The following is a 12,773-nucleotide window of genomic DNA, read 5'->3' as shown; positions in this document are numbered from 1 at the left end:
CGGCCGGCTGCTGAACTTCGGCGGTGCCGTCGCGCGGGAAAAACCCGCGGATGAATCGTGGACGTTGAAGCGCCCCTGGGAGGAGCTCAAGGCAGACTTCGAGGGATGGCACCCCATCGTCCAGGCAGTGATTGACGCAGTCGACAAGGACCAATGCTACCAGTGGACCTTGAACAGCCGGCCCGCGACCTCGCACTGGAGCACCGACCGCGTCACCCTGCTCGGGGATGCCGCCCATCCGACCTTGCCTTACATGGCCCAGGGCGCAGTGATGGCAATCGAAGACGCCGCAGTGCTCACGCGCGCGATCGTCGAGGCCGGCTCCCTGCCCGAAGCGCTAAAGATGTACGAGCGCGCGCGCATTCCCCGCACCAGCCGCATCGTCAATGAATCAGCGGGCATGCGCGGGATCTATCGAATCGAGAATGTCGACGAAATGCGCAAGTCCTTCCAAAAGCGGGACATCACCAAAGAGCGCAACAGCTGGCTCTACAACTACGACCCATTGACCGTACCCCTGCAGTACGACCCCGCCCAAGCAGAAACCGTATAAAGCAAAACCATGTTGCGCGCCCCGGGGCATCGCCTCGGGCAAGCGCACGGAGAGGAAGATGAGACTGAATTTTTCCAAACGCGCGACGCTTGCGTCCATCATTGCACTCGGACTGGCCGCCATCGGATCGACTTATTCCGCGGAAGGGCACGCCCAGGGCACACCCAACTCCCGGATCATCAAGATCGTTGTTCCGTTCACCCCGGGAACGGCCGCTGACACCCTCGCCCGGACGATCGGGCCGAAATTAACCGAGAAGCTAGGGAAACACGTCGTCGTAGAAAACCGGCCAGGTGCCAGCGGATCCATCGGCATGGCAGCCGTGGCGAACGCTGCGCCTGACGGAAACACGCTCCTGATGACCGCCGATACCATCATCACCAATGTCCACTTCCAGGATCACGTCCCCTACGATCCGTTCAAGGACTTCGTTCCGGTCGGGCAACTCGCCATCGCTACCTTCGCGCTCATCGCGAACCCGTCATTCCCTGCGAAAACGCTGGACGAAGCAATACGCACCTTGAAGGCCAATCCCGGCAAATACACGTACGCCTCACCCGGCACTGGTACCCCGCAGCACATCGGCATGGAACTGCTGCAATCCGGCACGGGAACCAGCATGGTCCACGTTCCGTACAAGGGTTCCGCCGGCGCGGTCACCGATGTGATAGGCGGCCAAATCGACATGATGATGGTCCCCCTGCACTTCGCACTGCCCTACGCCAAGGCAGGCAAAGTCCGGCTGTTCGGCATCGCCCAGAGCGACCGCGTGAAATATGCGCCCGAAGTCCCGACTTTTGAAGAACAAGGTGTCAAAGGCGCGAATCTCGATACCGCATGGATTGCCTTGTTCGCGCCGGCAGGTACCTCGCCTGAACTCATCGACACGCTTTATGCAGAAGTGGCAAAGGCAATGGCCACCCCCGACGTGTTGAGCGTCATCGACAAGCAAGGCCTGACGGCAAAGCCTGAACCAGGGGAGAAGCTCGCCTCGACGATGCAGGCCGACTTCAAACGCTGGGGCGAGTTGGCGAAGATCGTGAAAAGCAAGGCGAAGAACGAATAAAGGCAAAGCCCTTTGGCGCGGACCACCTCGAAAGGAATTGAGTACTGCCTCAGGGGTGATTCGCGGTTAGATATTCGATTATTCAAGCCGGCCTCCGCACGAACTTACCCTGCCCATATCGGAGGTGCTCTCGGCCGCAGCGGGTACATCATAGCGCCTTGAAAGTCCCGACGACGCGGTGCACGTAACGTCGTTCCCACCGGCCAGTCAGCCCTGCACGCTCCCCCACCCCGTTCTTCATAGAACCAGCCCACGACCGGGAGGAAGATTACACCCCCAAGAACGGCACCCTCATCAACCTGGAAACACCCCCACGCACGTGGGGAAGACTCGGGGCCGCCCAGTCCATCGGCGACGATGCGGGAAACACCCCCACGCACGTGGGGAAGACCAGAACCCCTCGCACCCCGCCCCCGCGCTCGAAGAAACACCCCCACGCACGTGGGGAAGACCCGCTTGAGGTGAGCGTGGTTGGTATGCCTGAGGAAACACCCCCACGCACGTGGGGAAGACGTCCAGCAGTCGCTTCGCCACTTGCAATCCGCAGAAACACCCCCACGCACGTGGGGAAGACCTCTGGCGCGTACCTTCCGTTCGATTCGCGTGGGAAACACCCCCACGCACGTGGGGAAGACCCGCTGTAGCGTGCCGAAGTACACATGGGGAGGGAAACACCCCCACGCACGTGGGGAAGACATTGCCCGCGAGCTTGGCATGGATGCCGACGAAGAAACACCCCCACGCACGTGGGGAAGACTGCATTGAGGATTTCTTGGTCGCGGAGCTGGTAGAAACACCCCCACGCACGTGGGGAAGACTGGACGAGTTGGAGCGCAAGCAGGCGGACAAGCGGAAACACCCCCACGCACGTGGGGAAGACCTGCGTAGAGAGATGGATAACTTCGGTCGTTGGGAAACACCCCCACGCACGTGGGGAAGACACGCTGATCGGGTCGCACTTCTGCAGAACCGGGGAAACACCCCCACGCACGTGGGGAAGACTTCGTACACCGTCATTCAGTCCTCCTCCACGGAGAAACACCCCCACGCACGTGGGGAAGACCCAGTTTCGGGCTTTATCTAATCCATCCCTTTGGAAACACCCCCACGCACGTGGGGAAGACTTAGATGTTCACCCTGGGCTAAACACGGCAAAGGAAACACCCCCACGCACGTGGGGAAGACGAAATCCGCGCTCGCGAGGTTGACGGCGATTTGGAAACACCCCCACGCACGTGGGGAAGACAGTGCTATCTAGTGTCGAAACCATGCTGATTCACTAGATCTAGTGCATCAGTCCAATTTCAGGGTTTCGACGATAAGCTCCAAACCTGAAATTTTGATCGGAGGTTTGCGAGGCGGGCCAATGATGCGCATCTCAAAGCCGGGGGCCCTACTAATAGACTTGATGAGCAGCACTCCAGACTCAGGCGGGCAGTGCTTATGAAGATATTCGACGACGCTCGTTGCCACGGAGTCCTTGATGCCCGACACAAAAACGTTGGGCCTAGGTTCAATGAACCATAGCTTCATTCGACCCCGTACCGCGGGAGGAAGGTCATTTGCGATAACGACGAGCACGTCCGCTCCCTAGCATCTCCGTAATGTCTTCTGAAATTCTGGCCAATAAGTCCATTTCGATAACTCTCTCGCGAAAACTCGCGGCCACTTTGTATTTGTCGTAGCGCCCCGCGAGCTCCCTCGTTAGCGCAAAAGCCAGGTCAATACAAAGCTCCTCCTTGTACAAATCAGCCAAATCGTATACGAACGGCAAAGGGCTGCCTGAGTGAATGAAACCGATGTGCGGTGAATAACCCATACTGTGCACGGCGGAGCTCAAGATGCCATATAGCGCGGCATTGGCAGCGGTCAGGATCTGATTGGTCAAGTCGCTCGCTTCAAATTTCCCGGGCGTAAACCGGCGGCCCTGCCATCCCACCTGATACTGCTCGGCTTTTTGCTCATACAAACTCCGCACGCGATTCCCCTCCATCCCCATCATTTCGGGTAGGGATTTGTTCTCCAAGTCCACATCGGGAAAGCGCCGGGCAAACATGCGCCGTGCGACCTCCAGGGATTTGACGGGATCCGCAGCAAGGCTGAGCTGCAATTTCATGTTGCGGGTGTCTGCCGTGGGCAAAAAGCCTGCGGCATAGAACAGCAGACTGTCCTCTCCGACCCAACAGACGGGACAATTTGCCGCTGTAGCTGCCTTGATGGCTTCGTGGGTAATAGTCGTTCCCGGCCCGAGGAGCAAGGCATTGATAGTCGCCACGGGCAGGGGAACAACGTGCCCATCGGAATCGATCCATTTGACGCTACTGTCATCGACCTCCAAACGTCCCCGCTCTAGATAAATAAACGGATATTTATCTTTCACCTGGGGCAGGGAGTCGCGTGTGATCTTGATGAACAAACGCTGATCTGACGTCATTGCTGCGCTCGGCTGAGCATGGGCATCTCTGGTCGTTGCACGGTCACGCGCCGGTTCCGATAACTCTTGACCGGCCCGAACCGAACTGGCACATCGTTAAGCACCACGACCTCGCCTTCGTGCTCCCCTTGGAGCACACGCAATGCCAACCACCTATTCTTTTTCTCTGCCAGGTCTGCGCCAGCCCGTAACGCCGCCTCGGCGCTATCGAACAGCCCCTGATAGATGAATTCGGTGGGCGCACAATTCTTCCGCCCGAGGTACAAGTCCCACACAGGCATCTGCAACGCTGCGACGGTTTCTTCGAACAGCGACGCTGGAGCCTGTATCGCCACTGCATAGGCCATGTCCTGTACGTAGTAGCGAAACGTCAGCTTCGCGCCGCCCCCCACTGCCTTGCTGCCATCCCGCTTCTTGGGAATCAGCAGCGTTTGCCAGGGATCGCCATCGTCGTAGCCGTTGCCGACCATGTGAAAGTCCCGCAGTAAAGGAAGCCGCGCCAACGGGCGACCTTTTTCGTCTCGCGGCACGTAGCCCTCGACCTGCATGTCCAAGTCTGCCCATGCGGCCAACCATTCCGACTGTGGGCCACCTGCCCCGCGCGCGCAGCACAGCAGCCCAAGCACCCCGGACTTGGTCGGAAAATCCAGACTGTCTCTGCGCCCGAACCTGGAGTCGTGGCCCCAGGCTTGCAGCGGACCTTCCAACCAAAGCAGAAGATAAGGATTCGCCATAGGAACCTCACTGCACGTGGCTTTGCAAGGCGGTGATCAGCGAATCGATGTTAAAGCTTTCGTCCTCTCCCCAATCGTAAGCGGCGACCTTTCCGAACAAGGAACCACACAATTTTTCCTTACTGTCGAGATAACTCTTGAGCACCTCTTTGCTGGGTTGCAAATAACCAGAGCCATTGGCTTTGACGGGTTGCTCGAATGGCACTTGCAGGCGTTGCCCTTTGCGTATGAGAACGCGAGCAAACTCCCATGGAGATGCCCCGGATTGCGTGGTTTGCCGGGCAGTGGGGATCGCGACAAACAAGGCCTGGGTAAAGACAGCGATGGCTTTCTTGAGGTCATCGGTGTTGCCGCTGTGAGAGATGCCGAGCGTGTCAGCCAACTGGCCCAGGTCCAGGCTGACGTATCGGTAGTACGTGGCTGAGTTGAACTCCAAGCTGCCCATGTGTGCCGAACCCGGCTCCTCTTGCAGGTCATCGAGGGCAGTGAAGAACTCCACTTCATTGCTGACCCGGTGCGTAGAGATGGCGTGCGAAAACGAAGCCGCCGCTTCCACGTTCATGTCCGTAGCCTTGGCCACCATGCGGCCGAATAAAGCAATATCCAGCGCATCCTGGGCGGGATTCAAAGCCTTCTTCGCAATTTTCCCGAGCTCCTTGTCTTTGAGCTTCTCTGCGTCGAAACCATTCTCCTTGGCATAGGCAGCAAACGCAGCTGCCTCAGTCTCGCTGATGAACAGTAACGTGTCGTCAGAGAGCGAGCCGGCCAGTTTTTGGCCGCAGGCCTGCGCCTGTGCTTCGTCGGCCCCGGCTTGTCTACAAGCTTGGGCGAAGATGCTCGCGGCATGCTTCGTCCGCGTGCCCAGTTTGACACCGAACTCGTGCATAGCGAGGCGTACTTGGCGCTTCCAGCATTGCGAGCTCACTCTTGCCCGGGTGACCCCGCCTACCACGGCGGTCTTGGGAGCACCGACGTCGTCCCGGTTGAGGCAAGTCACGGGGAAAGACTGCAGGATGTGATACTCGATGCGGAGGTTCTTGTAGGCTTTGTCCATGGTGAAGGTTTCCTAATTCTCAAATGGAAGAGGATAGAACGAGGGGAACGAGCTGCAGCAAACCGCAACCAAAGGCCCGCCCCCGGCCGATGCCGCAGCGGAAGCTGTGCTGGAATTGCTCCGGGTCCGTCACATCGAGGACGCCCTGCACGGTGGCTTGGGATAGCGTGACGCTACGCTGTGCCTTGTCCTTGAACTGCAGTACCTGGATCCGATCTACCTGCAAATGCCGCGGACTGACGGCGAAACCCCAGCTCTTAGGCGCGCGCGCCATGAACCAATCCGATACGGACTCACGCCCTTTGATGGGTACTAGCTTGCGGCTGGCACTGTCTCGCCGGGTGGGGTTGACGATGACTTTGAAACGGTAGCGCCCGTGACACAAAAAATCGTCCGGTATGGCGCGGCTCCGCACCAAGCCATGCCGTCCGTCGACGCTACTAGCCGGCGCCCTGTCCGAAAGCAATAAAATCGTCCGTTGATGAAAATCGCCGCCCTGGTCTGCGTACAGAATCCCGCTCGACTCACTGCCCGCTTTCTGCGCATCGCTGCGTACATCCTCAAAAAGGCTGTACACCACGCGGTGTACGGAATAGGCATCAGTGATGCGGAGCGCTTTGACCGCCGTGCGATCCAGGTGGAGGATGCTGGCAATGAGGTTCATGGTGCCTCCCGCCCCGCGGTATCCCGGACACGTCCATAAAATTCCTGTGCCCATTCGGCCCTGACGGCTTGCGCGTCCCAGGCAAACCGGGACATCTGCCGCAGCAACCTTGCGTAATCCAGCGACATCCCCGCGATGCGACTCTCAATGAGCGTCAATACCGGACGCAGGATCCGGCACAACTCAGGCACGTTGTCACACGCCAGCACCCGGCGCAGCTTCGTCTGGGCCTGGCTGTCCTGAACGTCGCCGTAGCAAGCGGCAATGGCCTCCCCCAGCCTCATATTGCCGTTGCCAGCCGCCTTTGCCCTCGCCATCGCAGCGGCTACCGTGGCGTAGCTCAAGCGTTGCGCAGCGTTTTCCAGGTCGATGCCAAAGCCGGCAAGAACGTCCCAGCTTTGGAACTCGGTAGCAGGGTTGTCTGCGCGACGCAGGCGCGCCGCCAATCCTTTGTCCTTCTGGATGCCGGCCAGCACATACTCCACGAAGCGCTCTTCACGGCTAGCTGAGGCTCGGTCTTGCTGGGACATGAATCAATCCTCCTCTTTCAGGTACTTGCCAAGGCGCGGGCGGCTTTTCGCCCAGGCCTCGAGCTGGCGGGCGGTCTCTTGGGGACAAAGCTGGTCGAAAATCCGCAACGCGTACCCCATAAATCCGGAACGCAACTTCTGGCGCACCGCCCGATGCTCTTCCCCATTACTGCAATGATCGAGCAGGGATTGCACGTCACGTTCGCACATTTGCCAAAACCGGTGCACTGCCTCTTGCGCCGTCTGTTTGCCATCGACCTTCAATGCCTTGTAGTAAGCCGCAACACAGCCGTACACAACTTTTGCAAGGTCTTCGAGAACTGCCATTTCGGCCTGAAGCTGGGCAAACTCGGTTTGGCCGAGTAAGTCGCTATGCAGCCAAACCTGCGACTCCACGAAGTCGTCACTTTGCTTGACGGACTGGTCCCCTGAGTTCGATGAAACTTTGATTCCCCCGCTCCATATGGAGAAGAATCCGAACTTCTCTGCCAACCTGCTCACGCCTACTTTCAGGGCGATGCATTCAAAGCCTTTCGATGTCCCCAAGACGTTATAGGCCAACATGGCCTCGAGCTCCCTCCACGGCCTTCTTTCGGGATCCACATACTTAACCTTGAAGGGGTTCTGCGTTTTGTCGACCAACAGGCTGGATTCCATCCACCCGTCGGAGACTTTGGGATACCGTATTCCGTCCAGGTAAAACAGTCCGTCGTCTTTCAGCAAGACAAAACGCGATAACGCCAAGAGACTTGCCAGATAAGTGCTGCGATAAGCGTTGGCGACATCATCGCTTTCTGACGCTGGCATTTTTTCCCACAGGGGAGTTCCAACCTCGCTCCAGTAATTGAGGCCCTGGATATCGGATCTGGTCAGCAGATTGACCCACAGGCTTCCCAGCACGGAATCTGCCAGCGGGAAGCAGTGCAATTGCCCGGCCCATCCTCCCAGGCTCGGTCCGGCCGGCGCCGTATATCGGTTTCCCAATGCGTCGCCGCCGAGGGATACCAGGTCAGACTCCACCCTTTTCCCGCCGAACGCAAAGTTCATCAGCGAAACCAAGAACAGTGCCTTGTCTGCATCGGACAGTTCCCGAGCGGACATCGTGTAGGAAAATTCTGTATTGTTCTCGCTGGGTAGGTCGGGATAGAAGCCTGCCCCATAGTTCTTAGGGCGCCCGGTTGCCTCAATCTCCACGATTTTCCCTGGCGTCTTGGCCGTAAGCAGCCGTTTTCTCGTTCGCTCGGCAATCAACTTCTCGATGGCAGGCATCTGCAAGAAGGGCTGGTCGCCATACAGAAAGAACCGATCGTGCCATCGCTCCAAATAGGCTAAGCAATGCCGTGCGAGCCCGTCAGTTCCCAACGCCTCCCATTGCGGTTCGTCTTCAGGGGTACATGCCGCCTGCGCGATCGCTAGCAGCAGTTTCATCAACGCAATTTTCTGTACTGGATTCCCCCCGAGCGCACGATAAGAAGAATTGCTGAAAACCTCCCGCAGACTCACCCGCCCCACATCCACGATGGGCAACCAGGGTTCATCGATGAGGTTGAATCGTCGCTCCATTAGTCGTCATCTCCTCGACTGTCATATGCTCTTGAGCCGTCGGTACCCGAGGTCCGCCCGGTACTCCAGCCGATAGCGTTCATGCACCGCGGCGCCGTACAGCCCCTGGAGCGTACCGGCTTCGTCCACGAGACATACATGCAAGCTACAGACATCGTCTTCCCAGTTTGGGCTTCCTAAATAAAAACAGTGACCAAAGCCGAGCTTTTGGAGCTCCGAGCGAGAGGGCGCCAAAGGAGCATCGGCGGCACGCACGGGAACTTGTTGCTGCATGAGCTGGGCGGTCAGGGCCTTCCACCCCTGTCTGTCTAGACGATGCCTTTGTATCGGCAATTGAAGCGTGGAACCATCCAGTAACGTCAGGAATGTGGTCTGAGTAGCACTGTCGTAATGCAACCTGCGCAGAAGCAACACCTCGCGGGTTTCGCTTTCGCTATAGCGAGTCGGTGCGTCGACGTCCGACAAGGTCTTGCCATCACGTGCCAACCCGATGCGCGCCAGCCGCTGCAAGGTCTGGCGGCCTTTTCGGCTTGGCCGCCCCGGTGCGCTGGGCACCCCGTGCTCCAACTCGCGCAGCCAGCGTGCCATGGCGCCCTGTTCCGCGCGTGGCATATAGGTAGCGTCGATCAAGATTGGAATGTCGTCTGGTAGCGTGACCTGGGTCAACGTTCGCCAAACTTGGAGACTCCGGCACAACACGTATGGTGCGTACACGAAAGCACTGCCACCAAAGGCCAGCATGGGCTGGGCAACGGCCTGCTCCGTATCGGGCGCCAGCACCCAGGCCTCGCACACCGCCGACGAAGGGCGCGGGGTCCCGTTGTGCCGCCACAGGCGCCCAAGGCGCTGCACCAACATGTCTGTTGGAGCGAAAGCGGTCACCAGAAAATCTGCGTCGATGTCCAGCGACTGTTCCAGCACCTGAGTGCCGACGAAAATCCGCCCTCTCTCTGCGCGCCGCGACCAGCCGGATTTTCCGTACAGGCCGACCCAGGCATCCTCGATGCGCTGGCGATCCGCAGCGGTAAATCGAGAATGCAACAACCCGCATTCCACGCCAAGTTCGTGGGCGCGCGCCGCCAGGTCCAGATAGCGATCCTGTGCGGCATCGACCGTATTCTCGATCCACAGCACGTACTGGCCTTCCGCGGCACGATCTAGCGCCGCTTGCAGCGCCGATGCTTCGTCTTGCACCAGCCGTAGCTGGACCTGTGTCGATGGCGGAGGCTCGGCTTCGTACTCCTCTACCCTAGGTGCGTCGAGGGTGCCTCGCAGCGCCGTGATCAGTGGGTAGCCTCGACTGTGCGTCGAAGCTTGGAGGAGCTGCGCCCTCCGGTCTTGATTGAGCGTGGCACTCAGGATAATGACCGTACAGCGCAGGCCGCGCAGCATGGCCACTAAGGCATCGAGCAGCGTACCCGTATAGGCATCGTAGGTATGCACCTCGTCCAGAATCACCACCTTGCCGGCCAAACCAAAGGCTCGGACGAAGCCATGCTTGACATTCATGGCGGCCATCAGGGCCTGGTCGACCGTGCCCACCGCAAACGGCGCCAGCAGGCCTCGCTTTGCCTGGTTGAACCACGCCCCTCCCGGACAACCTTCTTCCCCCATGTCCGTGGCCTGCAGCCATGCCTTGCCGTGTAGCAGCAATGCTTGGCGGTGAGGACATTCTGGCGCCAAGATCTGCGCGAGGAATGCGTTGAAGCGTTCGTAGATTTTGTTGGAAGTCAGTTGCGTCGGCAGGGCGAAGTAAACACCACTGGCATAGCCGCCAACCAGCATTTTGTACGCCACATAGAGCGCCGCCTCTGTCTTTCCCAGCCCCATCGGAGCTTCCAGGACATAGACGCCGGGTTCGCGAGCTATTTCGACCAGCTGCTTTTGTACTGCCCGAGGCTCGAATCCAAAGACATCCGCGAAACTCAGCCCGCTGCGGTAAGAAGGCTTTACCCAACCTGCCTCTTGCAAAGCCCGCTCGATCAACGGTTGCCAATCCTGTTCCGGATCTTCGAAGTGGCGGCCGGAACCGATCCAATCTGCAACGCTGGTCAATCCCGCCAATAGCCTCGCTTGGACGGGATTGTCGATCTTTGGCCATTGCATTTCCAAGCGCCGCCGGAGTTCTTGCACCAGGGCAGCGCGTTGTGCTTGCCACGCCTCACCTCCGAAAATTTCCGCGTCGGCGCGTTTGCCGACCAGCAGGCTGTCTGGGGAAAATCCGTGGTGCTGCCCCAGGATCTCAGGCACCCACTCCGGCGCGCCGAGCGCCTTGGCAGCGACCTGGCTTACGCCAGCGTGGCCGCCCCACTGTTTTTCGAGGTCGGGCGAGATGGGCTGTCGAGGAATATCCTCCATTCCGCCGCTGCATGCCTGGCGCAATTTTTCCAAGAAGGCCGGGCTGACTTTACCAATATCGTGGCAAGCTGCAACGAACGGAGCATCGGGAGGAAACAGCGCCTTTTGTAATGCAGGCGGATAGAACTCGATCAGTCGTCGCGCGACCGACCCGACGATTTGGCAATGCTCAGCGACGCGGCGGCCCGGGACGGTGCTTCCGTCGCTGCGCAGAAAAGTCTTGGCTGGACATACAGAAAAATCGACTGCCGGGCTTGGGTTACGTTGGGAAGATGTAGTTTTTCTTCTATGAAACATATGGTTGAAGCTGCTAGTACTTACCGGTGCCTTCTTTCGAGCCCGGCTAGAGATACTGATCTGCTGGAAGCAGACTCATGCACGCTCGCCCAATTGTCCGTTCAGCGACGAGCCATAACACTCCCTAACGCGTTACACCCGACTACCCCGACTTATGACCAGCAGAACCGCACGAAGTCAACAACCGGCTTTCACTGTCATAAGTCCGGTTCTAGTTTTATATGCGACAGCTTTTTCCAAAACTCTGGAAAACACTTACCGTTCACGATCGCCTAGCCGCATCATTCCGCGGATTTCTCATTATGTCCGCCTATCCCTTAAATAGATGATAAACATCTACCCGATAATCGCCACGAACTGAGTCCGAAATACCCGCAGGCATCGCAGCTAGCTGATCCCGCTATTGCGCGATCTATCCACGTGCAAGAACAATCATGCTCGCCCCACACTCAGCGCGCGTAGCGCACTGCGCTCGCTATTGACCACGGGAGACGGCAATGAATGTACGGAAACAGGGAAACAGGATGGCATCACCCTCGTGCCCGCAGAGCTTCGGTTGTTTGCTTGACGCTTTTCGGGGAGCTAGCTGAACGCCCTTGCTTTGCTAACTAGCGATGCGCAGCGCTGCTTCGGGCATGAGAACGGATGGGACAAGCAGCTAGGGAATCCCTCCCTAACTGCCCGATTTGGCTGGTGCCGGTGAAAGGAATCGAACCCTCGACCTTCTCATTACAAGTGGCAGAATAAGAACGTTGATTGGTGTTGATGACCGTTGAAAAATATCGATAAATTCGTTATTTATCAATGACTTATATTTGCAACACCGCATCATCGACATTGATCGAACATGAACGAAATGGGACAATTTGGGGTACATTAGGGGTACACAGAGGGTACACAGAACCATGTCCCGCGTTCGACTCACCCCCAAACGTATCGACGATTTCACCTGTCCGCCCGGCAAACAACAGGCCTTCCTACGAGACTCGGAACAGCCAGGACTCGGACTGCGCGCGACCGCCGGCAGCAAGACCTTCATATTCCAAGGCAAGCTCGCAGGCGAAGTCGTGCGCATGAGCATCGGCGACCCCAAGACCTGGACCGTTGAAGAAGCGCGTAAAGAGGCACGTCGTCTCAAGGCCATCATAGATGCTGGGCGCGATCCTCGACAGGAAAAGGCAGAACGCATCGCCGCCGAACAAAAGGCCTACCGACAGACAGTTCAGGCGCGACAGCTAGCGCTTGTCGCCTGGGACGAGTATGTACAGACCCGGGCCCCACACTGGACCGCCCGCTACACAGAAGACCACAGGCGGGCCGTAAGCCCCGGCGGGACACCGATCACTCGTGGCCGACGGCCAGGAATGGGCTCCAAGACCCAGCCCGGCATCCTGCATGAGCTGCTGTCGCAGCCGTTAAATGAAATCCGTCGGGATAAAGTGATCCGTTGGTTGGATGCCAACGCGGCAATCAGGGCTGAGGCAACCAAGCGCGCTCTCGCCATGCTGCAAGCGTTCATC

At 58.5% G+C, this 12,773-nt stretch carries 11 protein-coding genes and 1 CRISPR repeat array; of the genes, 3 read left to right on the top strand and 8 right to left on the bottom strand.

Annotation, left to right across the window (positions count from 1 at the left end):
* Both Q0319_RS18645 and Q0319_RS18640 read left to right on the top strand, forming a co-directional pair.
* Positions 1-553 (top strand): FAD-dependent monooxygenase (locus Q0319_RS18645; protein WP_299455107.1); only part of this gene is annotated, 553 nt, incomplete at its 5' end.
* Positions 554-611: 58 nt separating this feature from the next.
* Positions 612-1,619, top strand: coding sequence for a tripartite tricarboxylate transporter substrate binding protein (locus Q0319_RS18640; protein ID WP_299455105.1), 1,008 nt, complete (start codon positions 612-614; stop codon positions 1,617-1,619).
* 302 nt (positions 1,620-1,921) lie between these two features.
* Positions 1,922-2,865: direct repeats of the CRISPR family, unit length 28 nt; unit sequence GAAACACCCCCACGCACGTGGGGAAGAC.
* Positions 2,866-2,912: 47 nt separating this feature from the next.
* Here the strand turns inward: Q0319_RS18640 and cas2e are convergent.
* The 8 genes from cas2e to cas3 are packed head-to-tail and all read right to left on the bottom strand — an operon-like array spanning position 2,913 to position 11,253.
* Complete coding sequence (gene cas2e / locus Q0319_RS18635) at positions 2,913-3,152, bottom strand: type I-E CRISPR-associated endoribonuclease Cas2e (RefSeq protein ID WP_299455103.1); 240 nt, start codon at positions 3,150-3,152, stop codon at positions 2,913-2,915.
* A 25-nt stretch (positions 3,153-3,177) separates the two neighbouring features.
* Positions 3,178-4,053, bottom strand: a complete 876-nt coding sequence (gene cas1e / locus Q0319_RS18630; protein ID WP_299455102.1) for a type I-E CRISPR-associated endonuclease Cas1e — start codon at positions 4,051-4,053, stop codon at positions 3,178-3,180.
* Entirely contained in the window at positions 4,050-4,787 is a 738-nt protein-coding gene (gene cas5e / locus Q0319_RS18625; RefSeq protein WP_299455101.1) for a type I-E CRISPR-associated protein Cas5/CasD, read from the bottom strand. The genes cas1e and cas5e overlap by 4 nt, the downstream gene beginning before the upstream one ends.
* Positions 4,788-4,794: 7 nt before the next feature.
* Complete coding sequence (cas7e, locus tag Q0319_RS18620; protein WP_299455100.1) at positions 4,795-5,841, bottom strand: type I-E CRISPR-associated protein Cas7/Cse4/CasC; 1,047 nt, start codon at positions 5,839-5,841, stop codon at positions 4,795-4,797.
* Positions 5,842-5,860: 19 nt separating this feature from the next.
* Positions 5,861-6,505, bottom strand: a complete 645-nt coding sequence (gene cas6e, locus Q0319_RS18615) for a type I-E CRISPR-associated protein Cas6/Cse3/CasE (protein ID WP_299455099.1) — start codon at positions 6,503-6,505, stop codon at positions 5,861-5,863.
* On the bottom strand, positions 6,502-7,035 hold the full coding sequence (casB, locus tag Q0319_RS18610; protein WP_299455097.1) for a type I-E CRISPR-associated protein Cse2/CasB: 534 nt from the start codon (positions 7,033-7,035) through the stop codon (positions 6,502-6,504). The genes cas6e and casB overlap by 4 nt, the downstream gene beginning before the upstream one ends.
* A gap of 3 nt (positions 7,036-7,038) precedes the next feature.
* Positions 7,039-8,598 carry a type I-E CRISPR-associated protein Cse1/CasA gene (gene casA / locus Q0319_RS18605; RefSeq protein WP_299455096.1) on the bottom strand — a complete coding sequence of 520 codons (1,560 nt, stop codon included), beginning with the start codon at positions 8,596-8,598 and terminating at the stop codon, positions 7,039-7,041.
* Positions 8,599-8,619: 21 nt separating this feature from the next.
* Positions 8,620-11,253, bottom strand: a complete 2,634-nt coding sequence (gene cas3, locus Q0319_RS18600; RefSeq protein ID WP_299455094.1) for a CRISPR-associated helicase Cas3' — start codon at positions 11,251-11,253, stop codon at positions 8,620-8,622.
* A gap of 905 nt (positions 11,254-12,158) precedes the next feature.
* Between cas3 and Q0319_RS18595 the strand changes: the two genes are divergently transcribed.
* Positions 12,159-12,773 (top strand): Arm DNA-binding domain-containing protein (locus tag Q0319_RS18595; RefSeq protein WP_299455092.1); only part of this gene is annotated, 615 nt, incomplete at its 3' end.

Origin of the sequence: uncultured Pigmentiphaga sp. (assembly GCF_937950555.1) — a bacterium.
Classification (GTDB): domain Bacteria; phylum Pseudomonadota; class Gammaproteobacteria; order Burkholderiales; family Burkholderiaceae_B; genus Pigmentiphaga.
This window is presented reverse-complemented; position numbering and strand designations above follow the sequence as displayed.